A 23,380-nucleotide genomic window follows, 5' to 3' on the forward strand; every position below is an offset into this window, starting at 1 on the left:
GCACGGCGATGGACATCGCCGTCGTGGGCGCCGGTGCCTGGGGCACCGCTCTGGCCATCGGTGCGGCCCGTCATGGCCGCCGTGTCACCCTGTGGGCGCGGGATCCCCTCCAGGCCGAACGCCTGAACACCGAGCGCCAGAACCGGCGCTACCTGCCGGGCATCGACCTGCCGCCGGGACTGGTGGTGGCCAGCGGTGAACTGCCCGCAGCCGATCTGTATGTGATCGCCTCGCCCATGGCCGGCCTGCGCGGCTGGCTGCAGCGGCTGGCCGACCAGCCGGCGCCGGTGGCCTGGCTGTGCAAGGGCTTCGAGCAGGCCCGGCCCGGCGCCGATGCCCATGGCCTGCTCGGCCACGAGATTGCGGCCGACGTGGCCCCCCGGCTGGCCTGCGGCGTGCTCAGCGGTCCCAGCTTTGCCCTGGAGGTGGCGCGGGGCCAGCCCACCGCCATCGTGGCCGCCAGCGAACACGCGGCGGTGCGCGACGCCCTGGTGCAGGCCTTCCATGGCAGCACCCTGCGGGTCTATGCGAACGACGATGTGGCCGGCGTGGAAGTGGGGGGCGCGGTCAAGAACGTGCTGGCGATTGCCACCGGCCTGTGCGACGGGCTGGCACTGGGGCTGAATGCCCGAGCCGCCCTCATCACACGGGGCCTGGCGGAAATGACCCGGCTCGGCCTGGCGCTGGGCGCCCGCACCGACACCTTCATGGGCCTCTCCGGCCTGGGCGATCTGGTGCTCACCGCCACCGGCGACCTCTCGCGCAACCGCCAGGTGGGCCGCCTGCTGGCCGAAGGTCGCACGCTGGACCAGGCGGTGGAGTCGCTGGGCCATGTGGCCGAAGGCGTCTACAGCGCCCGCACCGTGGTGCAGCGCGCGGCAGCCCTGGGCGTGGACATGCCGATCAGCGCGGCGGTGGTCGCCCTGATCGAAGGCCGGCTGCAGCCGGCGCAGGCGATCGCCGAACTCATGGGCCGCGACCCGAAACCGGAATCCGCCTGAGCCGGCGGGCTCAGACCTCGAAGTTGTCGATCAGGCGGGTGCGCCCCAGGCGGGCAGCGCCCAGCACCACCAGGGCATCGCCCGGCTGCGGGGGCTGCAGGTCGGCGCGGCGGCGCACCGTCAGGTAATCGGGCTGCCAGCCGCGCGCGGCCAGACCCTCCATGGCGCGGGCTTCCAGCGCCGGCAGATGCTGCACCAGCCCGTCGGCAGCGGCCAGGGCGTCGCGGCCCAGGGCGCGCAGGGCGAGCGAGAGCTGCACCGCCTCCGCCCGCTCGGCCTCGCTCAGGTAGCCGTTGCGCGAGCTCAGCGCCAGCCCGTCGGCAGCGCGCCGGGTGGGCGCCACCACGATGTCCACCGGCAGCGCCAGCTGGTCCACCATGCGGCGGATGACCATCTGCTGCTGGTAGTCCTTCTGGCCGAAGACGGCGCTGCGCCGGCCTTTGGCCTCGGCAAAGGCGCACTGGAACAGCTTCAAGACCACGGTGCACACGCCGGTGAAGAAGCCGGGCCGGAAATGGCCCTCCAGGATGTCGGCCAGCTCGGGCGGCGGGTGCACCTTGAAGCCTTGCGGTTCGGGATACAGGTCTTTCTCGGACGGCGCGAACACCACATCGCAGCCGGCCTCGGCCAGCCGGGCGCAGTCGGCCTGCAGGGTGCGCGGGTAGGTGTCGAAGTCCTCGTGCGGCGCGAACTGCAGCCGGTTGACGAAGATGCTGGCCACGGTCACGTCACCCAGGGGTCTGGCGGTGCGCACCAGATCGATGTGGCCGTCGTGCAGGTTGCCCATGGTCGGCACCAGGGCGGGTGCGTCGTAGGGACGCAGCGCCGATCGCAGGTCGGCGATGGTGTGGACGACTTTCATGTCACCAGGCGTGCAGGCTGTCGTCGGGGAAGCTGCCGTCCTTGACCGCCTTCACATAGGCGGCCATGGCATCGCGCACCGAGGCCGCGCCTTCCATGAAGTTGCGCACGAACTTGGGGTTCTTGCCCAGGTTGATGCCCAGCATGTCGTGCATGACCAGCACCTGGCCGGCCGTGGCCTTGCCCGCACCGATGCCGATGGTGTGGCAGCTGCGCAGCTGCTGGGTGATCTCGGCCGACAGGGCCGCCGGCACCATTTCCAGCACCAGCATGGTGGCGCCGGCGTCCTGCAGTTCCAGCGCATGGCGCTTGAGCTGCAGGGCCGCTGCGTCGTCCCGGCCCTGCACCCGGTAGCCGCCCAGGGCATGCACCGTCTGCGGCGTGAGGCCCAGGTGGGCACACACCGGGATGCCGCGCTCGACCAGGAAGCGCACTGTGTCGGCGGTCCAGCCGCCGCCTTCGAGCTTGATCATGTGGGCGCCGGCGCGCACCAGTTCGGCGGCGCTGCGCAGGGCCTGTTCCTTCGATTCGTGGTAACTGCCGAAGGGCAGATCGCCGATCACCCAGGCGGTGCCCTGCACCCGGCGCAGGCCGCGCACCACGCTCTCGGTGTGGTAGCGCATGGTCTCCAGCGTCACGCCGGCGGTGCTGGAGAGCCCCTGGCACACCATGCCCAGCGAATCACCGATCAGGATGCATTCCACGCCGGCCGCATCGGCCACGGCCGCGAAGGTGGCGTCGTAGGCGGTGAGCATGGTGATCTTCTCGCCGCGCTCGCGCATTTCGTTCAGGCGCGGCAGGCTGACCGGCTTGCGCTGCGGCAGCGGAGAGGCCGCAGGCAGCGTGCCGTACGGCGTGGCCGTGGGAGCGGAGGCTGTGGGGTTGCTCATGGGGTCGACCCTCTGGGGGGTGGGGGTGTCCGAGAATGCGGGACTATAGTCCATCCGCCGGGACCCTTTCTCCCTGCCTTTTCCCTCTGAACATCCCCCCGTTTCCGGCCTTCATGAAACACCTCTCCGAATACACCCGCGAGGACCTCGACGCCCTGGCCCGCCAGGACGTGGCGCGCGCCCTGGCGGAAGACGTGGGCAGCGGCGACCTGACCGCCGCCCTGGTCGATCCGGCGCGCCGCGCCACCGCCCGCATCCTGGCCCGCGAGTCGGCCGTCATCTGTGGCGCCCCCTGGGTGGAGGCCGCGCTGCGTGCCCTGGACCCCACTGCCACCTGGCAGTGGCAGGTCGGCGAGGGCCAGCGTTGCCAGGCCGACCAGGTGGTGCTGACCATCGAAGGTCAGGCCCGTGCGCTGCTGAGCGCCGAGCGCACCGCACTCAATTTCCTGCAGCTGCTCAGCGGCGTGGCCACCGAGACCGCCCGCTATGTGGCTGCCGTGGCGGGCACGCGGGCCGCCATCGTCGACACCCGCAAGACCGTGCCCGGCCTGCGCCTGGCCCAGAAGTACGCCGTGACCTGCGGCGGCGGGGTGAACCACCGCATCGGCCTGTTCGATGCGGTGCTCATCAAGGAAAACCACATCGCCGCCGCCGGTGGCGTGGCGCCGGTGCTGCAACGGGTGCGCGAGACCGCGCCGGCCGCGCGCTTCGTGGAGATCGAGGTCGAGACCCTGGCCCAGCTCGACGAGGCCCTGGCCTGCGGCGCCACCATGGTGCTGCTGGACAACATGGACCTGCCCACGCTGCACGAGGCGGTGCGCCGCAACGCCGGCCGCGCCATCCTGGAGATATCGGGTGGCGTGAACTTCGGCACCGTGCGCGCCCTTGCAGAAACCGGGGTGGACCGCATCTCCATCGGGGCGCTGACCAAGGACGTGCGGGCCATCGACTTTTCCATGCGAATGGGCTGAGCAGCGGCAGAACCGGAGATCCGACTTGAGCAACGAATCCATCATCGATGTCGAATACGAACAGCCGGCCTGCCCCACGCAGCACGCCTGGGCCCGCGTGCCGGTGGAACCCGGCCCGAAGCAGCGGGCCGAACTGAAGGACCGCATCCGCCGCCTGCTGCGCGAGCGCAACGCGGTCATGGTGTCGCACTACTACGTGCATCCCGACCTGCAGGACCTGGCCATCGAGACCGGCGGCATCGTCAGCGACTCGCTGGAGATGGCCCGCTTCGGCCGTGACCATGCCGCCACCACGCTGGTGGTGTCGGGCGTGCGCTTCATGGGCGAGACCGCCAAGATCCTGTCGCCCGAAAAGACGGTGCTCATGCCCGACCTGGACGCCAACTGCTCGCTCGACCTGGGCTGCCCCATCGACGAATTCAGCGCCTTCTGCGACCAGCACCCCGACCGCACCGTGGTCGTCTATGCCAACACCAGCGCGGCCGTGAAGGCCCGTTCCGACTGGCTGGTGACCAGCAGCTGTGCGCTGGACATCGTGCGCGCACTCAAGGACAAGGGACACAAGATCCTGTGGGCACCCGACAAGCACCTGGGCAGCTACATCCAGCGCGAGACCGGGGCCGACATGCTGATGTGGAACGGCTCGTGCATCGTGCACGACGAGTTCAAGGCCACCGAGCTGGCGCTGCTCAAGCAGGAACACCCCGATGCCAAGGTGCTGGTGCACCCGGAAAGCCCGGCCGACGTGGTGGCCCTGGCCGACGCGGTGGGTTCCACCTCCGCCATCCTCAAGGCCGCGCGTGAACTGGACGCCCCCAGCTACATCGTGGCCACCGACAAGGGCATGCTGCACATGCTGCGCCAGCAGAACCCGGGCAAGCGGTTCATCGAGGCACCCACGGCGGGCAACAGTGCCACCTGCAAGAGCTGCGCCCATTGCCCCTGGATGGCCATGAACGGCCTGGCCGGTGTGGCCCGCGTGCTGGAGACCGGCGCCAACGCCATCGAGGTCGATCCGGCCATCATCCCGCGCGCCCGCCTGCCCATCGACCGGATGCTGGCCTTCACCGCCGCCCACAAGGCCGGTCACGATGCCGGGGCCCTGGTGCCCGACATCGGCGCGGCGTGAGCCGGGCCGCACCGTCCGCCTGCATCGACTTTGCCGCCACCGGCCTGCCGGACCAGCCGGCGCTGCGCCGGACGTTCGGCGCGCCGCTGCGCGTGCTGCAGGCGAACGCGCTGCATGAGGTCCGCGGCGTGCTGGAGGCGGCCGAGGCCGCTTAGCTGGCCGGGCACTGGTGCGTGGGTTTCCTGGCCTACGAGGCGGCGGCCGCCTTCGATGCGGCGCTGCCGGCCCATCCGCCGCAGCCCGGTCTGCCGCTGGCCTGGTGGGCGGTGTACCCCAGTCAGTCAACGGCCGACCGCACTGAACCCATCGAACCCGCCGACCCCGACGCCGTGAGCGCCACCTGGACCGAGGGCTTGTCGCGTCCGCGGTTCGATGCCGATCTGGCTGCGCTGCACCAGGCCATTGCCGACGGGGAGGTCTACCAGGTCAACCACACCACGCTGCTGCACGGAGCCCTGCAGACCGGTCGGGCCTGGGACCTGTGGGCGGCGCTGCGCCGCGAACAACCCGGTGGCTTCGGTGCCTGGATCGACGGCGGCGACTGGCAGGTGCTCAGCGCCTCGCCCGAGCTGTTCTTCGACTGGAACCGCCGCCAGCTGCTGATGCGCCCCATGAAGGGCACGGCCGCCCGGGGTGCCGACGCCGATGCCGACGCCGCATCGGCCGCCGCGTTGCGAGCCTCGCCCAAGGAGCGGGCCGAAAACGTGATGATCGTCGACCTGGTGCGCAACGATGTGTCACACGTGGCCGAGCCGCATTCGGTGCGGGTGCCCCGCCTGTTCCACCTGGAGCCGCTGCCCACGGTGTGGCAGATGACCTCCGACGTGCAGGCCACCACCCGCTCAGGCACCGGGTTGTGGCAGGTGATGCAGGCGCTGTTTCCGTGCGGGTCCATCACCGGGGCACCCAAGCGGCAGGCCATGCACCACATCCGGCAGCGCGAACCGGCGGCTCGTGGTGTGTACTGCGGTGCCATCGGCGTGCTGCGGCCCGGGGGCGGCGCCACCTTCAATGTGGCCATCCGCACCGTGCTGGCCCGCGGCATGCCCGGGGGCACGGTGCTGCAGGCCGGCGTGGGCAGCGGCATCACCGGGGACGCACAGCCCGATGCCGAGTGGCTTGAGTGGCAGCACAAGCGCCGCTTCATCGAACGCGCCAGCCAGCCCTTCGAGCTGCTGGAAACACTGGCCCTGCAGGACGGCGTGCTGCGCCACCGGGCTGCCCACCTGGCACGGATGGCCAGTGCGGCGCGGCATTTCGGCTTTGCCTGGCAGCCGTCCGATGTGGAGGCCTGCCTAGCTGCGCTGGCCGCCGCGCAGGCGCAGGGCCTGTGGCGGGTGCGCCTGACGCTCGGCCGCGACGGCCGACCGCAGGCCACGGCGGTGGCCATGCCGGCCACGCCGGCCGAGGTGCTGCTGGTGCTGGACGACCGACCACTGGCGGAAGCCCACGGCGAGTTCGTGCGCTTCAAGACCACCCGCCGGGCCCACTACGACGCCGCTGCCGCACGCCACCCCGGTGCCTTTGACGTGCTGCTGTGGAACGAGGCCGGTGAACTCACCGAATGCACCCGGGCCAACATCGCCCTGTGCATCGATGGCCGGTGGCTCACGCCGCCCCCGGGCAGCGGCCTGCTGGGCGGGGTGGGCCGGGCCGTGGCCCTGGCCGAGGGCAGGGTGCGCGAGGCGGTGCTGACCCTGGCCGACCTGGACCGCGCCAGCGCGGTGGCCTGCTTCAACAGCCTGCGCGGCTGGATGCCGGCGCGGCTTCAGCGGGCCGGCGGCACCAGGATGGTGGGCCTGGCCTCGGGCAGCAGGTCCGGGTAGTCCAGGCTGTAGTGCAGGCCGCGGCTTTCATGCCGCAGCAGGGCCGACATGACGATCAGGTCGGCCACCTGCACCAGGTTGCGCAGCTCCAGCAGGTCGCGGGTGACGTGGAAGCTGGCATAGAACTCATGGATCTCGCGCTGCAGCAGGGTGATGCGGTGGGCCGCCCGCTCCAGCCGCTTGTTGGTGCGCACGATGCCCACGTAGTCCCACATGAAGCGGCGCAGCTCGTCCCAGTTGTGCGAGATGACCACCATCTCGTCGGCATCGGTCACGCGGCTGTCGTCCCACAGCGGCAGGGCCGGGGGCAGCGGCGCGGGCGCCTGGCGGATGGCGGCCACGGCGGCCTGGGCGAACACCATGCATTCCACCAGCGAGTTGCTGGCCAGCCGGTTGGCGCCGTGCAGGCCGGTGCAGGTGGTCTCGCCCACGGCGTACAGGCCGGCCACCTCGGTGCGGCCGTTGAGGTCGGTGACCACGCCGCCGCAGGTGTAGTGGGCCGCCGGCACCACCGGGATCGGTTCGCGGGTGATGTCGATGCCCAGCTCGGCGCAGCGCGCCAGGATGTTGGGGAAATGCTCGCGCAGAAACTCGGGGCTCTGGTGCGAGATGTCCAGGTGCACACAGTCCAGGCCGTGCTTCTTCATCTCGAAGTCGATGGCGCGGGCCACCACGTCGCGCGGGGCCAGCTCGGCGCGCGGGTCGTGGTCGGGCATGAAGCGGTGGCCGCCCAGGTGCGGGGGCAGCTTGAGCAGACCGCCCTCGCCGCGCACGGCTTCGGTGATCAGGAAGCTCTTGGCGTGCGGGTGGTACAGGCAGGTCGGGTGGAACTGGATGAACTCCATGTTGCCGACCTGGCAACCCGCGCGCCAGCCCGCGGCGATGCCGTCGCCGGTGGCGGTGTCGGGGTTGGTGGTGTAGAGGTAGACCTTGCCGGCGCCGCCGGTGGCCAGCACCGTGTGGCCGGCCTCGAAGGTCATGACCTCGTCTTCCTCGGTGTCCAGCACATAGGCACCGAAGCAGCGCCGCTCGCCAGGGGTGCCGGAGGCACCGGGCAATTGCCGGTCGGTGATCAGGTCGACCAGCATGTGGTGCTCGAACACCGTCACGTTGGGCGTGCGGCGCACCCGCTCCACCAGCGTGGCCTGCACGGCCGCACCGGTGGCGTCGGCCGCGTGCACGATGCGCCGGTGGCTGTGGCCGCCCTCGCGGGTGAGGTGCAGTTCGCCGTGTTCGGTGGTGAAGGGCACGCCCAGGTCCTGCAGCCAGCTGATGGCCGCCGGAGCGTTCTCCACCGTGAACTGGGTGGCCTCCAGGTCGCACAGGCCGGCGCCGGCCACCAGGGTGTCGTCCACGTGCGAGGCATAGCTGTCGCCCTCGGCCAGCACGGCGGCGATGCCGCCCTGGGCCCAGTTGCTGGAGCCGTCCAGCAGGGCGCGCTTGGTGATCACCGCCACGCGGTGGGTCGGGGCCAGGTGCAGCGCGGCGGTCAGGCCGGCCAGCCCGCTGCCGATGATGAGGACGTCGAAGCGGTGGATGTCGGTCATGGAATGGGTGGGTGGCTAGCTGGGCGAATACGCCAGCCGCACATAGATGGGGGCGAAGGCTTCCGCCTGGGTGAGCTCGATCAGGGTTTCCTTGGCCAGTTCCAGCATGGCGATGAAGGTCACCACCAGCACCGGCGTGCCCCGGCTCACGTCGAACAGCTCGCCGAATTCCACGAAGCGTCGGCCCTGCAGCTGGCGCAGCACGATGCTCATGTGCTCGCGCACCGAGAGTTCCTCGCGGCTGATGCGGTGGTGCTGCACCAGCTTCGCACGGCGCAGGATGTCGCGCCAGGCCGACTGCAGATCGACCGCATGCACATCGGGGAAACGCGGCACCAGCGCCTGCTCCACATAGACGGCGGCGCGCAGGAAGTCGCGCCCGTACTGCGGCACCTCGGCCAGCCGGTGGGCCGCGAGCTTCATCTGTTCGTATTCGAGCAGGCGGCGCACCAGTTCGGCCCGGGGGTCTTCGGCTTCCTCGCCCTCGGCCACCTTCTTGGGCGGCAGCAGCATGCGGCTCTTGATCTCGATCAGCATGGCCGCCATCAGCAGGTACTCGGCGGCCAGTTCCAGGTTGCCGGCCCGGATCTCCTCCACATAGGCCAGGTACTGGCGGGTGACCGCCGCCATGGGGATGTCGAGGATGTTGAAGTTCTGCTTGCGGATCAGGTAGAGCAGCAGGTCCAGCGGGCCCTCGAAGGCCTCCAGGAAGACCCGCAGCGCGTCCGGCGGTATGTAGAGGTCCTGCGGCAGCTTGAACAGCGGCTCGCCGTACAGGCGGGCCAGCGCCACGTGGTCCACCACCGTGGGCATCACCTCGTCGATGCCGGCGGGTGCCTCGTCGAGCGAGGGGACCTCGGGGCTGCTCATGGGCGGGGCATCACTTCAGACCGGATTCGGTCTGGTAGACGTAGGGCTTCTGGGCCACGCGGGCGGCCTGGGCCTGGGCAGCGAACTCGGGGTCGACGGCGCGGTCCCACAGCAGGGCGCGACCCTGACGCTGCTCCTGTTCCAGCGACGGCTTCTGTGCCTTGAGCTGGTCGATGAACTGGGTGGCGTCGGACTGGTAGTCGGGGCGGCGGAAGAACGGCATGGTGGACGACGACAGGGCGGAAACCCCGGATTTTAAGCCGGGGGGTCTGTACGTCCGGTCACAGTGCCCTGTACCCCCCGCCGTACACTGGCCGTTCTTTCGCATGGGAGTCGCTGCAATGAACCAAAAGACCGGCTGGCTGGCCACCGTGGCCCGGGTGGCCCGCAACGCCGTGGCCGTGCTGGGGGCGGTGGGGCTGGTGGGGGCCTGTGACCTCAAGAACATCGCCGAGCTGGAGCCGGGTGTCTCGACCGAGGCCGACGTGAAGGAAAAATTCGGTCCGCCCGAGGCGGTGTGGGACGGGGAGGACGGCGCCCAGGTGTACGAGTACAACCGCCAGCCCGAGGGCGTGGTGAACTACATGATCACCATCGGCCCGGACGGCAAGCTGGTGGGCATTGCCCAGGTGCTGACCGAGGCCAACTTCGACCGGGTCCAGCCCGGCATGCCCATGGAGCAGGTGCGCCGCATGCTGGGCAAGCCGCGCAAGGTGACCACCTATGCGCTCAAGAAGGAAACCCACTACGACTGGCGCTACCAGCCGCAGAGCTCGACCGAGATGTGGATCTTCAGTGCCGTGTTCAACGCCGACATGCGGGTGGTCAACACGCTGCGCACGCCGGACCCGGACATCCAGAACCGGCGCTGAGGCGCAGCCCGGCGCGTCAGCCGGGGCGCTGGCCATCCGGCCCCTGGCGCAGCTCCCTGATGTAGTCCAGCATCATGCCGCCCGGAGCCAGCCGGATGCCGGGCAGGTCGCCCGCGGTGGGGTGGACCGTCCACAGACCTGGCGTCATGTGCCGCTCCAGCAGGTGCCGGCATTCACCGTGCAGCTGCTCGATCTCGCGGCTGGAGGTCGGGATCGGGCCCCGCAGCGCCCAACCGATGTCAGGGTGGTTCCAGGGCAGCGACTGGCCCCGTGCTTCGCACAGACTGGCCAGCAGCCGGGCCGCCCGGGACTGCTTCTCTGCCGGGGGCAGGCCGTGCAGCCATCGCTGGAGTTCGGCCACGGGTCCGGGGAGTCTTTCGTTGCTGGGCTTGGCCTCGATCGGGGCCATGCACACGGAGACGAGACAGTTCTGTACGTAGGTGGTGGGGGACATGGGCGGATTCGCGTTGTGAAGGACAACGCTCCGTAACCGTCCGCCCCCGTCAGTTCACGCGCATGCCCGGCTGTGCCCCGGGCCACGGCCGCAGCACGAAGATGCCAGGCTGGGCCTTTTCGTCGGCGTGGCTGGCGGCCAGCACCATGCCTTCGCTCACGCCGAACTTCATCTTGCGCGGTGCCAGGTTGGCCACCATCACCGTCATCTGGCCGATCAGGTCTTCGGGCTTGTACATGCTGGCGATGCCGCTGAACACGTTGCGGTGCCGGCCTTCGCCCACATCCAGCGTCAGGCGCAGCAGCTTGGTCGAGCCTTCCACGGCTTCGCAGTTCACGATCTGTGCGATGCGCAGGTCGACCTTGGTGAAGTCGTCGATGGTGATGGTGTCGGCCACCGCCTCGCCGCCGGGCAGCGGCGCCGCCTCGACCGGGGCCGGCGGCGGCTCGAACAGCGCATCGAGCTGTTTCGGGTCGACGCGCTGCATCAGGTGCTGGTAGGGCTGGATGCTGGCCACCAGCGACGCATTGTGCCAGCTGGCCATGTCGGCGCCGGTCAGGGCCTGCACGCGGGATGCGATGTCGGGCAGCACCGGTGCCAGGTAACGGGCCAACGTGGTGAAGGCGTTCACCAGCACCGAACACACCTGCTGCAGGCGCGGGTCGTTGGCCGGGTCCTTGGCCAGGTCCCAGGGTTTGTGCTGGTCCACATAGGCGTTGACCCGGTCGGCCAGGGCCATGATCTCGCGCATGGCGCGGCCGTATTCGCGGCCGTCGTAGTGGGCGGCGATGCCTGCGCTCGCGGTGCGGATGTCGGCCAGCAGGGCAGTGCCCTGGTCGTCGAAGGTCTGGGTGAGCTGGCCGCCGAAGCGCTTGGTCAGGAAGCCGGCCGAGCGCGAGACGATGTTGACGAACTTGCCGATCAGGTCGCTGTTGACCCGCAGCATGAAGTCCTCGCGGTTGAAGTCGACGTCCTCGTTGCGGGCCGACAGCTTGGCCGCCAGGTAGTAGCGCAGCCATTCGGGGTTCATGCCGAGCTGCAGGTACTTGAGCGGGTCCAGGCCGGTGCCCCGGCTCTTGCTCATCTTCTCGCCGTTGTTGATGGTGAGGAAGCCGTGCACGAACACCGCGTTGGGCGTCTTGCGGCCGCTGAAGTGCAGCATGGCCGGCCAGAACAGCGTGTGGAAGGTGATGATGTCCTTGCCGATGAAGTGGAACTGCTCGGTGGTCGGATCGGCCATGAAGGCTTCAAAGTCGCGACCGGTCTTGTCGAACAGGTTCTTCAGCGACGCCAGGTAGCCGATGGGGGCGTCCAGCCACACATAGAAGTACTTGCCCGGTGCATCTGGAATCTCGATGCCGAAGTAAGGCGCGTCGCGGCTGATGTCCCAGTCGCCCAGCTTGGTCTTGCCCGATTCATCAGGCTCGATCCACTCGCTGATCTTGTTCAGCACCTCGGGCTGTACCGCGCCGCTTTGCGTCCACTGGTCGAGAAATTCGAGGCAGCGCGGGTCGGAGAGCTTGAAGAAAAAGTGTTCCGAGTTCCGCAGCTCCGGCTTCGCGCCAGAGAGCGCGGAGTACGGCTTGATCAGGTCGGTCGGGCTGTAGACCTTGCCGCAGACCTCGCAGTTGTCACCGTACTGGTCCTTGGCATGGCAGTTGGGGCACTCGCCCTTGATGAACCGGTCAGGCAGGAACATGTTCTTCTCGGGGTCGAAGAACTGCTCGATCGTGCGCGTTTCGATCAGGCCATTGGCCTTGAGCGCGCGGTACACGTCTTGCGCCAGCGCGTGGTTTTCCGGCGCGTCGGTGCTGTGCCAGTTGTCGAAACCGATGTGAAAGCCATCCAGATAGGGCTTGCGGCCGGCAGCGATGTCCGCCACGAACTGCTGCGGCGTCTTGCCGGCCTTGTCGGCGGCGATCATGATCGGCGCGCCGTGCGCGTCGTCGGCGCAGACAAAGCTCACCTCGTGCCCCTGCATGCGCTGGAACCGCACCCAGATGTCGGCCTGGATGTATTCCATGATGTGGCCGATGTGGAAGTGGCCGTTGGCGTAGGGCAGGGCGGTGGTGACGAACAGTCGGCGCTGGCTCATGGCGGGTGCGATCCAAAAGGGGAACCCGTGATTTTAGGCCGGGGGATGTCCGCACGAGGACTGTGTGAATCCCGTCGCCCGGGCCGGGGCGGTAGACTCTCGGCCGCGTTCGATACCCTGCCCCCTTAGTCAGCCCCCCATTTCACATTCCCCGGAGACACTTTTCCATGGCCGTCGATCAACAGGCGCTGCTGTCCGCATTGCAAGCCGTCCAGGACCCGAACACCGGGCGCGATTTCGTCTCCACCAAGGCGCTGAAGAACCTGCAGCTGCAGGATGGCGACGTCTCCTTCGACATCGAGCTGGGCTACCCGGCCAAGAGCCAGATGCCCGCCCTGCGCAAGGCCCTGATCGCCGCCGCCAAGGGCGTGGCCGGCGTGGAGAACGTGTCGGTCAACATCACCACCAAGGTGATTGCCCATGCGGTGCAGCGCGGCGTGCAGCTCATGCCCAACGTGAAGAACATCGTGGCCGTGGCGTCCGGCAAGGGCGGCGTGGGCAAGAGCACCACGGCGGTGAACCTGGCCCTGGCCCTGGCCGCCGAAGGCGCCAAGGTCGGCATCCTGGACGCCGACATCTACGGCCCCAGCCAGCCCATGATGCTGGGCGTGGAAGGCCGGCCCGAGAGCGCCGACGGCCAGACCATGGAGCCGCTGGAGAACTACGGCATCCAGGTCATCTCCATCGGCTTCCTGATCGACCGCGACGAGGCCATGATCTGGCGCGGCCCCATGGCCACCCAGGCGCTGGAGCAGCTGCTGCGCCAGACCAACTGGAAGGACCTGGACTACCTCATCGTCGACATGCCCCCGGGCACCGGCGACATCCAGCTCACCCTGTCCCAGCGCGTGCCGCTGACCGGTGCGGTCATCGTCACCACGCCGCAGGACATCGCCCTGCTCGACGCCCGCAAGGGCATCAAGATGTTCGAGAAGGTGGGCGTGCCCATTCTGGGCATCGTGGAGAACATGGCGGTGCACGTGTGCGAGAAGTGCGGCCATGTGGAGCACATCTTCGGTGCCGACGGCGGCAAGAACATGGCGGCCGAGTACGGCATGGACTACCTGGGCGCCCTGCCGCTGAACATGAGCATCCGGGTGCAGGCCGACAGCGGCATGCCCACCGTGGTGGCCGATCCCGAGGGCGAGATCGCCGGCCTGTACAAGGGCGTGGCGCGTCAGGTGGCCATCAAGATCGCGGCCAAGGCCAAGGACTTCTCGTCCAAGTTCCCCAGCATCAAGATCTCCAAGGACACCTGATCGGGCGCGGGGCCTGCGGCCCCGCCGGTACCGTCAGGCCGCCTGCTCGCGCTCGCGCAACCGGAAGCGCTGGATCTTGCCGGTGGCCGTCTTGGGCAGGTCCGGCAGGAACTCGATGAAGCGCGGGTACTTGTAGGGCGCCAGCTTCTCCTTCACGAAGGCCTGCAGCTCGGCTTCGGTGGCCTGCTGGCCGGCCTTGAGCACCACGAAGGCCTTGGTCTTGGTCAGGCCGTCGGCGTCCACCTTGCCGATCACCGCCGCTTCCAGCACCGCCGGGTGCTGCACCAGCGTGCCCTCGACCTCGAACGGGCTCACATAGATGCCGCTGACCTTGAGCATGTCGTCGTTGCGGCCGGCGTAGGTGTAGCTGCCGTCGGCGTTGCGCACGTACTTGTCGCCGCTCTTGGTCCAGCCGCCCTGGAAGGTGTCGCGCGACTTGGCGCGGTTGTTCCAGTACATGAGGGCCGCACTGGGCCCCTGGATGTAGAGGTCGCCGATCTCGCTGGAGCCGTCGGCGGTCTGGCCCACCGGCTGGCCGTCCTCGCCGCGCAGCTCCAGGGTGTAGCCCGGCACCGGGAAGCCGGTGGTGCCGTAGCGCACCTGGCCCGGGATGTTGGAGAGGAAGATGTGCAGCATCTCGGTGGAGCCGATGCCGTCGATGATCTCCACCCCGAAATGGCGGGTCCAGCGCTCGCCGATGTCCTGCGGCAGCGCCTCGCCGGCCGACGAACACAGGCGCAGCGCCACGGCCGAACGCGGCGGCAGGTCGGGGCTGGCGAGCATGCCGCCATAGCCGGTGGGTGCGCCGCAGAAGATGGTGGGCTTCTGCTCGGTGAAGCGCTTGAAGACCGCCTGTGGTGTGGCCCGTTCGGCCATCAGCACCACGGTGGCGCCCACGCTCAGCGGGAAGGACAGGGCGTTGCCCAGACCGTAGGCAAAGAACAGCTTGGCGGCCGAGAACACCACGTCGGATTCGTTCACGCCCAGCACGGCGCGGCCGTACAGCTCGGCGGTCCAGTACAGGTTGGCCTGGGTGTGCACCGTGCCCTTGGGCGCGCCGGTGGAGCCGCTGGAATACAGCCAGAAGGCCGGCTCCTCCCCATGGGTGTCGACGGCTTCGGCCGGCGCGCTGCGGGCCACCAGGGCGGCAAAGTCGTGTGCACCGGCGGGCAGCCCGGTGCCGCGCGAGACGATCAGGTGGGCCACGCCCGGCCCCTCGGCCAGGGCGGTCTGCAACGTGGGCAGCAGGGCGCCCGAGACGATGGCCGCCTGCGCCCGGCTGTCGGCCAGCATGTAGGCGTAGTCCTTGGCGGTCAGCAGGGTGTTGACCGCCACCGGCACCACGCCGGCGTGCAGGCAGCCCAGGAAGGCCACCACCCAGTCGCTGCTGTCGTGCGCCAGCAGCAGCACGCGTTCCTCGCGCCGCAGGCCGAGGCTGGCCAGTCCGCCGGCGAAGCGCCGCACCTGGTCGGCCAGCTGGCCGTAGGTGAGGCTTCCCTGGTCGTCGATGAGGGCGGTCTTGCCGGCACGGCCGGCGTTCTGTTCGATCAGGTGACGCGCAAAGTTGAAGCGGGTCGGCGGCGCGGTGACGGGGGTGGCGCTCATGGTGGTGTCTCCTCAGGGCTGGAAAGCGTGGCCGCTGGTGGCCAGGGCGTCAAGGGCATCGAGTGCGGCGGTGCTGGCCTGCACCGCGCTGCGGCGGTGGTAGAAGCCCAGGGCGCGCAGGCCGCCCAGTTCTTCACCGCCGCCGGCGCGGCCGGGGCCTCCGTGCAGGGATTGCGGCATCACGTTGCCGTGGCCGGTGTGCAGGCTGGCCACATCGGGCGAGACGGCATGCACCCGGCCATGCAGCGGTGCCAGGGCGAGCGCGGCGCGGGCCACGAAGGCCGGGTCGGCGCTGTAGACCGAGCACACCAGCGAGCCTTCGCCACGGGCGATCAGCTCCAGGGCCTGGGCTTCATCGTCGTAGGCCATGAGCGTGGCCACCGGGCCGAACACCTCCACCCGGTGCAGCACGTCCGCACGGGACGGCTCGGTGCAGCCCAGCAGCGTGGGGGCCACGCAGGCGGCCACCGCCGGATCGGCATCCACCAGCGGGACGCTGCTGCCGTCGAACAGCACGCCGGCCTCGGTCTTGAGCTGCGCCAGACCGGCGCGCACGTTGTCGGCCTGTTCGCGGCTGACCAGCGAGCCCATGCGCACCGACCCATGCCGCGGGTTGCCCACCGTCACCCTGGCCAGCTGGGCGCCGATGGCCTGTGCGGTGGCATCGAACAGCTCGCGCGGCACGAAGATGCGGCGGATGGCGGTGCACTTCTGGCCGCTCTTGACCGTCATTTCCCGCACCACTTCCTTCACCAGCAGGCCGAAGGCCTCGCTGCCTTCGGTGGCGGCGGGGTCGAGCAGGGCGCTGTTGAGGCTGTCGGCCTCGATGTTGCAGCGCACCGAGCGCTCGGCCACGGCCGGGTGGCTGCGGATGATGCGGGCGGTGTCGGCCGAGCCGGTGAAGGACACCACGTCGAAGGGCTGCAGGCAGTCCATCAGGCCGGCGGACGAGCCGCACACCACCGACAGTGCGCCGGGCGGCAGCACGCCGGCGTCCACCACGTCCTGCACCATGCGCTGGGTCAGCCAGGCGGTGGCGGTCGCCGGCTTCACGATCACCGGAACGCCGGAGAGCAGGGCCGGGGCGGCCTTCTCCCACAGGCCCCAGCTCGGGAAATTGAAGGCATTGATGAACAGCGCCACGCCGGGGGTGGGGGTGAGGATGTGCTGGCTCTGGAACAGCGGGTCCTTGCCCATGCGGATGCGGTCCCCATCGCGCAGGCAGCGGGCATCGCCCAGGCGCTCGCCCTGGCGGGCGTAGGTGGACAGGGTGAAGATGCCGCCATCGATGTCCACCGCCGAATCGCGGGTGACGGTGCCCGAGTTGGCGGTGGCGATGGCGTAGTAGTCGTCCTTGCGGGCCTGCAGCACGTCGACCACGGCACCCAGCAGGGCGGCCCGCTCGCGGTAGCTCAGTGCGCGCAGGGCGCGGCCGCCCTGTTCGCGGGCGAAGGCAAACGCCGCCGGCAGGTTCAGGCCGGCGCTGCTCACCCGGGCCAGTTCGGTGCCCAGCACCGGGTCGAACAGCGGCAGGCCGGGGCCGGTGCCGGTCTGCCAGCGGCCCTCCACGAAGTTGGGCAGCAGGGGGGCGGGAGGGGTCGTGGACGGCATGGATCGCTTCAAAAAAAGGCGGCAGGCTGGCCGCAGGGACGGGAATGGCGCTATAACTGCACTATCTTGCAGCTTGGCTAATGTGCATTAAAGTGCATGTTTTGTCGAGCGTCCCGCCGTTCCTTGTTCCACAGGGTTTTCCCGAAGCACCTGTCCCCACCCATGGACTCCCCCTCCGCCACCCCCACCGACACCCCGCCTGCGCCGGCCGCCGGCGAGGAGGCCCGCCACCCCTTCCTGGTGGCCCTGGGCGAGCGGGTGCGCACCCTGCGCTCCCGCCGGGGCATGACCCGCAAGGCGGTGGCGCTGGCGGCCGATGTCTCCGAACGCCACCTGGCCAACCTGGAATACGGCACCGGCAATGCGTCCATCCTGGTGCTGCTGCAGGTGGCCGACGCCCTGCAGTGCTCGGTCGCCGAACTCATCGGTGATGTGAGCACCAGCTCGCCGGAATGGCTCCTGATCCGCGAGCTGCTGGCCGGTCAGGACGAGGCCGCCCTGCGGCGTGCGCGGGTGGCCATCACCGGTGCGCTGGGCGGAGCCGACAGCACCGAGGCCGGCCGGCGCACCCGCATCGCACTCATCGGTCTGCGCGGCGCCGGCAAGTCCACGCTGGGCCAGCGCCTGGCCGACGACCTGGGCTTCGCCTTCATCGAGCTCAGCCGCGAGATCGAGAAGTTCGCGGGCTGCAGCATCGAGGAGATCCACGCGCTGTATGGCACACCGGCCTACCGGCGCTACGAGCGGCGTGCCCTGGAAGAGGCCATCCAGATCTACCCCGAGGTGGTCATTGCCACGCCTGGTGGCCTGGTGTCGGACGCGGCCAACTTCAACCTGCTGCTGTCTCACTGCACCACGGTGTGGCTGCAGGCTGACCCGTCCGACCACATGGGTCGGGTGGCCGCCCAGGGCGACATGCGCCCCATGGCCGCCAGCCGCGAGGCCATGGAAGACCTCAAGCGCATTCTGGCCGGCCGCTCGGCCTTCTATTCCAAGGCGGAGCTGCACTTCAACACCAGCGACTACAGCCTGCCGCAGGCGCATGAAGCGCTGGCCGAGCAGGTCAGGGCCTTGATCGGGCTCTGAATCAGCAAATTTGAGAACATGCACAAAAGTGCATTGACAGGAAAAATTGCCTGCACTATTATTCAGGTCATGCGCTGCCCTCTGACCTGAGATGGTCCATCGGGCGGCTTCATCCGCCCGAGGAGACCCTCATGAACGCACCCGACCGCATCCCCACCCCGGTGGACTACCGCACCGACCCGTCCCAGTACCGCCACTGGAAGCTCAGCTTCGACGGTGCGGTCGCCACGCTGGCGGCCGACTTCGCCGAAGACGGCGGCATCCGCCCCGGCTACAAGCTCAAGCTCAACAGCTACGACCTGGGCGTGGACATCGAGCTGCACGATGCGCTCAACCGCATCCGCTTCGAACACCCCGAGGTGCGCACCGTGGTGGTCACCAGCCTGAAGGACCGTGTGTTCTGCTCGGGCGCCAACATCTTCATGCTGGGCCTCTCCAGCCACGCCTGGAAGGTGAACTTCTGCAAGTTCACCAACGAGACCCGCAACGGCATCGAGGATTCGTCGAAGCACAACGGCCTGAAGTTCGTCGCCGCCCTGAACGGCGCCTGCGCCGGCGGCGGTTACGAGCTGGCCCTGGCCTGCGACGAGATCGTCCTGATCGACGACCGCAGCAGCGCGGTCAGCCTGCCCGAAGTCCCGCTCCTGGGCGTGCTGCCCGGCACCGGCGGCCTGACCCGCGTGACCGACAAGCGCCATGTGCGCCACGACCTGGCCGACATCTTCTGCACCACCAGCGAAGGCGTGCGAGGCAAGAAGGCGCTCGACTGGCGCCTGGTCGATTCGATCGCCAAGCCGCAGCAGTTCGCCGCCCATGTGCGTGAGCGCGCCGAAGCCCTGGCCGCCCAGAGCAACCGCCCGGCCGGTGCGAAGGGCGTGAGCCTGCCCCGGGTGGAGCGCACCGACACCGCAGACGGCATCGCCTACCGGTGGGTCAACGTGGCCATCGACCGCAGCAAGCGCACCGCCACCCTGACCATCAAGGCCCCCACCGGCGCCCAGCCGACGGATGCGGCCGGCATCGAGGCCCAGGGCGCCGCCTGGTGGCCGCTGCAGATGACCCGCGAGCTCGACGACGCCATCCTCAATCTGCGCACCAACGAGCTCGACATCGGCACCTGGCTGCTCAAGACCGAAGGCGATGCCGCCGCGGTGCTGGCGGCCGACGCCCTGCTGCTGGCCCACCAGGACCACTGGCTGGCCCGCGAGGTGCTGGGCCTGATGCGCCGCACCTTTGCCCGTCTGGACGTGTCCTCGCGCAGCCTGTTTGCGCTGGTGGACGAAGGCTCGTGCTTTGCCGGCAGCCTGGCCGAACTGGCCTTCTGCGCCGACCGCGCCTACATGCTGGCCCTGCCCGACAGCCCCGAGACCGCCCCCCGCATCACCCTGGGCGAGATGAACCTGGGCCAGCTGCCCATGGTCAATGGCCAGTCGCGCCTGCAGCGCCGTTTCTACGAAGAGACCGAGCCGATGGAGGCCGTGCGCCGCGCCGTGGGTCAGCCGCTGGACGCCGACGCCGCCCTGGCCCTGGGCCTGATCACCTCGGCACCCGACGACATCGACTGGGCCGACGAGGTCCGCATGGCCATCGAGGAACGCGCCGCCATGTCGCCCGACGCCCTGACCGGCCTGGAAGCCAACCTGCGCTTCGCCCAGAAGGAGAACATGCTCACCCGCATCTTCGGCCGCCTGACCGCCTGGCAGAACTGGATCTTCATCCGCCCCAACGCTGTGGGCGAAAAAGGCGCGCTCAAGGTCTACGGCAAAGGCGACAAGGCCGCTTTTGATTTCAACCGCGTGTAAAACCGTTTCTGTCCGACCCCCCAACTGGAGACCGTGATGTCCGCCATCGATTACAGCGACAAGATCCCCAACAACGTCAATCTGTCCGAAGACCGCACGCTGCAGCGTGCCCTGGAGCACTGGCAGCCCAATTACCTGGACTGGTGGAAGGACATGGGCCCCGAGGGCTCGCAGGGTTTCGACGTCTACCTGCGCACCGCGGTCAGCGTGGACCCGCAGGGCTGGGCCCAGTTCGGCCATGTGAAGATGCCCGACTACCGCTGGGGCATCTTCATGAACCCGGCCGAGAAGGACCGCAAGATCCATTTCGGTGACCACATGGGCGAGGCCGCCTGGCAGGACGTTCCCGGCGAGCACCGCGCCAACCTGCGCCGCATCATCGTGACCCAGGGCGACACCGAGCCGGCGTCGGTGGAGCAGCAGCGCCACCTGGGCCTGACCGCCCCCAGCCAGTACGACCTGCGCAACCTGTTCCAGATCAACGTGGAAGAAGGCCGTCACCTGTGGGCCATGGTCTACCTGCTGCACAAGTACTTCGGTCGCGACGGCCGCGAGGAAGCCGATGCCCTGCTGCAGCGCAACAGCGGCAGCCAGGACAACCCGCGCATCCTGGAAGCCTTCAACGAAGAGACGCCCGACTGGCTGTCCTTCTTCATGTTCACCTACTTCACCGACCGCGACGGCAAGTTCCAGCTGTGCGCGCTGGCCGAGAGCGCCTTCGACCCGCTGGCCCGCACCACCAAGTTCATGCTGACCGAGGAAGCCCACCACATGTTCGTGGGCGAGTCGGGCGTGGGCCGCGTCATCAACCGCACCTGCCAGGTGATGAACGAGCTCAAGACCGACGACCCGGCCAAGCTGCGCGCCGCCGGCGTGATCGACCTGCCGACCATCCAGCGTTACCTGAACTTCCACTTCAGCGTGACCATCGACCTGTTCGGTGCCGACCAGTCGAGCAACGCCGCCACCTTCTACAGCTCCGGCCTCAAGGGCCGCTACGAGGAAGGCAAGCGCCAGGACGACCACGTGCTCAAGGGCCACACCTACAAGATCCTCGAGGTGCAGGGCGGTCAGCTGGTCGAGCGCGAGGTGCCCATGCTCAACGCCCTGAACGAAGTGCTGCGCGACGACTACATCAAGGACAGCGTGGGCGGCGTGGAGCGCTGGAACAAGCTGATCGAGAAGGCCGGTCTGCCGCATCGCCTGTCGGTGCCGCACAAGGCGTTCCACCGCAACATCGGTTCGCTGGCCGGCGTGAAGGTCTCGCCGGACGGCCGCGTGGTGAGCGAGTCCGAGTGGCAGGCCAAGGTGAGCGAATGGCTGCCCACCCCGGAAGACCGCGCCTATGTGGCCAGCCTGATGGGCCGCGTGGTCGAGCCCGGCCAGTTCGCCAACTGGATCGCCCCGCCGGTCATGGGCATCAACCGCCAGCCGGTCAACTTCGAATACGTCCGTTTCAACTGACGACCATGAACGCACCCGCCGAACTCGCTGTCATCCAGCAGCACCTGATCGATCCCGAGATCTGCATCCGGTGCAACACCTGCGAGGCCACCTGCCCGGTGGGTGCGATCACGCACGACTCGCGCAACTATGTGGTGGATGCCGACAAGTGCAACCTCTGCATGGCCTGCGTGCCGCCGTGTCCCACCGGCTCCATCGACAACTGGCGGCAGATGCCGCGGGTGCGGGCCTACAGCGTCGAGGAGCAGCTGACCTGGGACGAACTCCCGGCCGAGCTGCCGGCCGAGGAACTGGCCAGTGCCGCCGCCGATGCAGGATCGGCTGCGGTGGCCGAGCCTGCGCCCGTCGCCGAGGCACCGGCCGCCAGCGACACCTTCAAGGCCGCCAGCTACGGATCGACCGTGCCCCCCTGGTCGGCCGCCCATGCCTACACCAACCTGTACGGCCCCAAGGCCGCGCAGAAGACGGTGAAGGCCACCGTGGTGGGCAACCTGCGGGTGACCGAGGTCGGCAAGACCGCCGGCAGCGATTACGACACCCACCACATCGTGCTGGACTTCGGCGCCATGCCGTTCCCGGTGCTGGAGGGCCAGAGCATCGGCATCATCCCGCCGGGCACCGATGCCTCGGGCCGGCCGCACCATGCGCGCCAGTACAGCATCGCCAGTCCCCGCAACGGCGAGCGGCCGGGCCACAACAACCTGTCGCTGACCATCAAGCGGGTGCTGCAGGACCACCAGGGCAACCCGGTGCGCGGTGTCGGCAGCAACTACATGTGCGACCTGCAGGTGGGCGACACGGTGGAAGTGATCGGGCCCTTCGGCGCCAGCTTCCTGATGCCCAACCACCCGAAGAGCCACATCGTCATGATCTGCACCGGCACCGGCAGTGCGCCGATGCGGGCCATGACCGAATGGCGTCGCCGCCTGCGCCAGACCGGCAAGTTCGAGGGCGGCAAGCTGATGCTGTTCTTCGGCGCCCGGACCCAGGAAGAGCTGCCGTACTTCGGTCCGCTGCAGAGCCTGCCCAAGGACTTCATCGACACCAGCTTCGCCTTCAGCCGCACGCCGGGCCAGCCCAAGCGGTATGTGCAGGACGCCATGCGGGAGCGTGCCGCCGATCTGGCCGCCCTGCTCAAGGACCCCGACAGCCACTTCTATGTGTGCGGCCTCAAGAGCATGGAAGAGGGCGTGGTGCTGGCCCTGCGCGACATCGCTGCCGGTGCCGGCTTGGACTGGGAGACGGTGGGCGCCGCCCTCAAGCGCGAAGGCCGTCTGCACCTGGAAACCTACTGACGCGGCGGGTCGGGGTCCCCTGCGGGACACCGGCTCGTGACGCCATTGGGGTCAAGCCGTCGCCCGGGTGCGTGATCGGGGGCAGATGCCGTACAGTGTCGCCCTCGTATGTCTGACACCCTTACCCCCACCCGCACGCCGCCGCGTCCCGCCATCGAGGTGGACGTGGTGATGCGTCGTGAGCCGGTGCAGGGCCCCATGGCGCGCTGGCAGCCCTGGCGCTGGGTGCTGGCCGACGTGATGCTGCACAGCAGTCCGGCGGAGACCGCCCTGCTGGCCCCCGTGGAATCGCACGAACCGGAAGCCGTCGAGCCGATCGACCCGGCCCAGGCCATCGAGGGCGCCAGCCACTGGCTGTTCCCCCGTCAGCGCGTCACCCTCTACCGCGACGACGCGGAGGGTTATTACCTCAACCTGAATTCCCCCCACCCCTGTTTCTGGGTGTTCTGGCGCACCGACGAAGAACGGCTGCTCGACGGCGAGCCGATGGCCGTGCCCCAGATCGTCACCCTGAGCTACCACGAGGCTGGCCGCTGGCTCGACGCCCAGGAGCGGGTCGACCAGGTGCCCGCCCCCGAGGAGGTGGTGGACTGGCTGCGCGGCTTCGTGGACGCCACCTACCAGCCCGAACCCAAGAAGCGCAAGCGCCCGGAGAGCTTCCGCCCCCTGACCGACCGTTTCGGTCAGCCGGTGCGGGTGAGCACCGACAAGATCCGCGGCGGCGGCCACCCCGGAGCCTGAC

General features: G+C 69.1%; 21 protein-coding genes. 12 read left to right on the forward strand and 9 right to left on the reverse strand.

The window, feature by feature from the left end; translation table 11 throughout:
* Positions 1 to 8 precede the first annotated feature (8 nt).
* Positions 9 to 1,001: an NAD(P)H-dependent glycerol-3-phosphate dehydrogenase gene (locus tag CAP38_RS14415; protein WP_086122122.1), complete on the forward strand. Its 993-nt coding sequence runs from the start codon at positions 9 to 11 to the stop codon at positions 999 to 1,001.
* A gap of 10 nt (positions 1,002 to 1,011) precedes the next feature.
* On the opposite strand, the gene panC is transcribed toward CAP38_RS14415, so the two are convergent.
* Positions 1,012 to 1,863, reverse strand: a complete 852-nt coding sequence (panC, locus tag CAP38_RS14420; RefSeq protein WP_086122123.1) for a pantoate--beta-alanine ligase — start codon at positions 1,861 to 1,863, stop codon at positions 1,012 to 1,014.
* A gap of 1 nt (position 1,864) precedes the next feature.
* Positions 1,865 to 2,752, reverse strand: a complete 888-nt coding sequence (panB, locus tag CAP38_RS14425; protein WP_086122124.1) for a 3-methyl-2-oxobutanoate hydroxymethyltransferase — start codon at positions 2,750 to 2,752, stop codon at positions 1,865 to 1,867.
* Positions 2,753 to 2,865: 113 nt separating this feature from the next.
* On the opposite strand from panB, the gene nadC reads away from it, so the two are divergent.
* Genes nadC through CAP38_RS14440 form a run of 4 tightly spaced genes read left to right on the forward strand, consistent with a single transcriptional unit; the run spans position 2,866 to position 6,678 of the window.
* On the forward strand, positions 2,866 to 3,723 hold the full coding sequence (gene nadC, locus CAP38_RS14430) for a carboxylating nicotinate-nucleotide diphosphorylase (RefSeq protein WP_086122125.1): 858 nt from the start codon (positions 2,866 to 2,868) through the stop codon (positions 3,721 to 3,723).
* Between the two features lie 25 nt (positions 3,724 to 3,748).
* Positions 3,749 to 4,852 (forward strand): quinolinate synthase NadA, encoded by a 1,104-nt coding sequence (gene nadA / locus CAP38_RS14435; protein WP_086122126.1) that lies wholly within the window; start codon positions 3,749 to 3,751, stop codon positions 4,850 to 4,852.
* The gene (locus CAP38_RS15575; RefSeq protein WP_306297707.1) at positions 4,849 to 5,007 is read left to right on the forward strand and encodes a hypothetical protein; all 159 of its coding nucleotides are present in this window, start codon (positions 4,849 to 4,851) and stop codon (positions 5,005 to 5,007) included. The genes nadA and CAP38_RS15575 overlap by 4 nt, the downstream gene beginning before the upstream one ends.
* Positions 5,008 to 5,025: 18 nt before the next feature.
* A complete protein-coding gene (locus CAP38_RS14440; protein ID WP_306297708.1) occupies positions 5,026 to 6,678 on the forward strand; it encodes a bifunctional chorismate-binding protein/class IV aminotransferase in 1,653 nt (550 codons plus the stop codon).
* On the opposite strand, the gene nadB is transcribed toward CAP38_RS14440, so the two are convergent.
* Genes nadB through CAP38_RS14455 form a run of 3 tightly spaced genes read right to left on the reverse strand, consistent with a single transcriptional unit; the run spans position 6,621 to position 9,318 of the window.
* Positions 6,621 to 8,225 carry an L-aspartate oxidase gene (gene nadB, locus CAP38_RS14445; protein ID WP_086122127.1) on the reverse strand — a complete coding sequence of 535 codons (1,605 nt, stop codon included), beginning with the start codon at positions 8,223 to 8,225 and terminating at the stop codon, positions 6,621 to 6,623. The two genes, CAP38_RS14440 and nadB, sit on opposite strands and share 58 nt — an antisense overlap.
* 15 nt (positions 8,226 to 8,240) lie before the next feature.
* Positions 8,241 to 9,095 (reverse strand): ScpA family protein, encoded by an 855-nt coding sequence (locus CAP38_RS14450; protein WP_086122128.1) that lies wholly within the window; start codon positions 9,093 to 9,095, stop codon positions 8,241 to 8,243.
* A 10-nt stretch (positions 9,096 to 9,105) separates the two neighbouring features.
* Complete coding sequence (locus tag CAP38_RS14455; RefSeq protein ID WP_086122129.1) at positions 9,106 to 9,318, reverse strand: DUF3460 family protein; 213 nt, start codon at positions 9,316 to 9,318, stop codon at positions 9,106 to 9,108.
* Positions 9,319 to 9,436: 118 nt separating this feature from the next.
* Here CAP38_RS14455 and bamE point away from each other — a divergent pair, with 118 nt between their 5' ends.
* Positions 9,437 to 9,967: an outer membrane protein assembly factor BamE gene (bamE, locus tag CAP38_RS14460; protein ID WP_086122130.1), complete on the forward strand. Its 531-nt coding sequence runs from the start codon at positions 9,437 to 9,439 to the stop codon at positions 9,965 to 9,967.
* Positions 9,968 to 9,983: 16 nt separating this feature from the next.
* On the opposite strand, the gene CAP38_RS14465 is transcribed toward bamE, so the two are convergent.
* Positions 9,984 to 10,421 carry a hypothetical protein gene (locus CAP38_RS14465; RefSeq protein WP_143435839.1) on the reverse strand — a complete coding sequence of 146 codons (438 nt, stop codon included), beginning with the start codon at positions 10,419 to 10,421 and terminating at the stop codon, positions 9,984 to 9,986.
* 49 nt (positions 10,422 to 10,470) lie between these two features.
* Positions 10,471 to 12,516 carry a methionine--tRNA ligase gene (gene metG, locus CAP38_RS14470; protein ID WP_086122132.1) on the reverse strand — a complete coding sequence of 682 codons (2,046 nt, stop codon included), beginning with the start codon at positions 12,514 to 12,516 and terminating at the stop codon, positions 10,471 to 10,473.
* A gap of 167 nt (positions 12,517 to 12,683) precedes the next feature.
* On the opposite strand from metG, the gene apbC reads away from it, so the two are divergent.
* The gene (gene apbC / locus CAP38_RS14475) at positions 12,684 to 13,775 is read left to right on the forward strand and encodes an iron-sulfur cluster carrier protein ApbC (RefSeq protein WP_086122133.1); all 1,092 of its coding nucleotides are present in this window, start codon (positions 12,684 to 12,686) and stop codon (positions 13,773 to 13,775) included.
* A 33-nt stretch (positions 13,776 to 13,808) separates the two neighbouring features.
* Here apbC and CAP38_RS14480 read toward each other — a convergent pair whose 3' ends face one another.
* A complete protein-coding gene (locus tag CAP38_RS14480; RefSeq protein ID WP_086122134.1) occupies positions 13,809 to 15,380 on the reverse strand; it encodes a benzoate-CoA ligase family protein in 1,572 nt (523 codons plus the stop codon).
* 12 nt (positions 15,381 to 15,392) lie between these two features.
* Positions 15,393 to 16,991 carry a 3,4-dehydroadipyl-CoA semialdehyde dehydrogenase gene (locus CAP38_RS14485; RefSeq protein ID WP_086122135.1) on the reverse strand — a complete coding sequence of 533 codons (1,599 nt, stop codon included), beginning with the start codon at positions 16,989 to 16,991 and terminating at the stop codon, positions 15,393 to 15,395.
* Between the two features lie 162 nt (positions 16,992 to 17,153).
* On the opposite strand from CAP38_RS14485, the gene CAP38_RS14490 reads away from it, so the two are divergent.
* The 5 genes from CAP38_RS14490 to CAP38_RS14510 all read left to right on the forward strand — a co-directional run bounded on the left by CAP38_RS14490 (position 17,154) and on the right by CAP38_RS14510 (position 23,379).
* Complete coding sequence (locus CAP38_RS14490; RefSeq protein ID WP_086122136.1) at positions 17,154 to 18,077, forward strand: helix-turn-helix transcriptional regulator; 924 nt, start codon at positions 17,154 to 17,156, stop codon at positions 18,075 to 18,077.
* Positions 18,078 to 18,208: 131 nt separating this feature from the next.
* Positions 18,209 to 19,879 carry a 2,3-epoxybenzoyl-CoA dihydrolase gene (gene boxC, locus CAP38_RS14495; RefSeq protein WP_086122137.1) on the forward strand — a complete coding sequence of 557 codons (1,671 nt, stop codon included), beginning with the start codon at positions 18,209 to 18,211 and terminating at the stop codon, positions 19,877 to 19,879.
* 36 nt (positions 19,880 to 19,915) lie between these two features.
* On the forward strand, positions 19,916 to 21,343 hold the full coding sequence (gene boxB / locus CAP38_RS14500; protein ID WP_086122138.1) for a benzoyl-CoA 2,3-epoxidase subunit BoxB: 1,428 nt from the start codon (positions 19,916 to 19,918) through the stop codon (positions 21,341 to 21,343).
* Positions 21,344 to 21,348: 5 nt separating this feature from the next.
* Positions 21,349 to 22,638 (forward strand): benzoyl-CoA 2,3-epoxidase subunit BoxA, encoded by a 1,290-nt coding sequence (boxA, locus tag CAP38_RS14505; RefSeq protein WP_086122139.1) that lies wholly within the window; start codon positions 21,349 to 21,351, stop codon positions 22,636 to 22,638.
* A 108-nt stretch (positions 22,639 to 22,746) separates the two neighbouring features.
* Positions 22,747 to 23,379 carry a DUF3305 domain-containing protein gene (locus tag CAP38_RS14510; RefSeq protein ID WP_086122140.1) on the forward strand — a complete coding sequence of 211 codons (633 nt, stop codon included), beginning with the start codon at positions 22,747 to 22,749 and terminating at the stop codon, positions 23,377 to 23,379.
* Position 23,380 lies beyond the last annotated feature (1 nt).

The organism is Hydrogenophaga sp. IBVHS2, assembly GCF_002127215.1.
In the GTDB taxonomy this organism is placed as follows: Bacteria; Pseudomonadota; Gammaproteobacteria; order Burkholderiales; family Burkholderiaceae_C; genus Hydrogenophaga.

Excerpts from the sequence above, each read along its gene's own strand:
- nadB (WP_086122127.1), bottom strand. The coding sequence starts at position 8,225 with ATGACCGACATCCACCGCTTCGACGTCCTCATCATCGGCAGCGGGCTG.
- CAP38_RS14465 (WP_143435839.1), bottom strand. The coding sequence starts at position 10,421 with ATGTCCCCCACCACCTACGTACAGAACTGTCTCGTCTCCGTGTGCATG.
- panC (WP_086122123.1), bottom strand. The coding sequence starts at position 1,863 with ATGAAAGTCGTCCACACCATCGCCGACCTGCGATCGGCGCTGCGTCCC.
- CAP38_RS14455 (WP_086122129.1), bottom strand. The coding sequence starts at position 9,318 with ATGCCGTTCTTCCGCCGCCCCGACTACCAGTCCGACGCCACCCAGTTC.
- apbC (WP_086122133.1), top strand. The coding sequence starts at position 12,684 with ATGGCCGTCGATCAACAGGCGCTGCTGTCCGCATTGCAAGCCGTCCAG.
- bamE (WP_086122130.1), top strand. The coding sequence starts at position 9,437 with ATGAACCAAAAGACCGGCTGGCTGGCCACCGTGGCCCGGGTGGCCCGC.
- boxB (WP_086122138.1), top strand. The coding sequence starts at position 19,916 with ATGTCCGCCATCGATTACAGCGACAAGATCCCCAACAACGTCAATCTG.
- CAP38_RS14510 (WP_086122140.1), top strand. The coding sequence starts at position 22,747 with ATGTCTGACACCCTTACCCCCACCCGCACGCCGCCGCGTCCCGCCATC.
- CAP38_RS14450 (WP_086122128.1), bottom strand. The coding sequence starts at position 9,095 with ATGAGCAGCCCCGAGGTCCCCTCGCTCGACGAGGCACCCGCCGGCATC.
- panB (WP_086122124.1), bottom strand. The coding sequence starts at position 2,752 with ATGAGCAACCCCACAGCCTCCGCTCCCACGGCCACGCCGTACGGCACG.
- boxC (WP_086122137.1), top strand. The coding sequence starts at position 18,209 with ATGAACGCACCCGACCGCATCCCCACCCCGGTGGACTACCGCACCGAC.
- CAP38_RS14480 (WP_086122134.1), bottom strand. The coding sequence starts at position 15,380 with ATGAGCGCCACCCCCGTCACCGCGCCGCCGACCCGCTTCAACTTTGCG.
- nadC (WP_086122125.1), top strand. The coding sequence starts at position 2,866 with ATGAAACACCTCTCCGAATACACCCGCGAGGACCTCGACGCCCTGGCC.
- metG (WP_086122132.1), bottom strand. The coding sequence starts at position 12,516 with ATGAGCCAGCGCCGACTGTTCGTCACCACCGCCCTGCCCTACGCCAAC.
- CAP38_RS14415 (WP_086122122.1), top strand. The coding sequence starts at position 9 with ATGGACATCGCCGTCGTGGGCGCCGGTGCCTGGGGCACCGCTCTGGCC.
- boxA (WP_086122139.1), top strand. The coding sequence starts at position 21,349 with ATGAACGCACCCGCCGAACTCGCTGTCATCCAGCAGCACCTGATCGAT.
- CAP38_RS14490 (WP_086122136.1), top strand. The coding sequence starts at position 17,154 with ATGGACTCCCCCTCCGCCACCCCCACCGACACCCCGCCTGCGCCGGCC.
- CAP38_RS14485 (WP_086122135.1), bottom strand. The coding sequence starts at position 16,991 with ATGCCGTCCACGACCCCTCCCGCCCCCCTGCTGCCCAACTTCGTGGAG.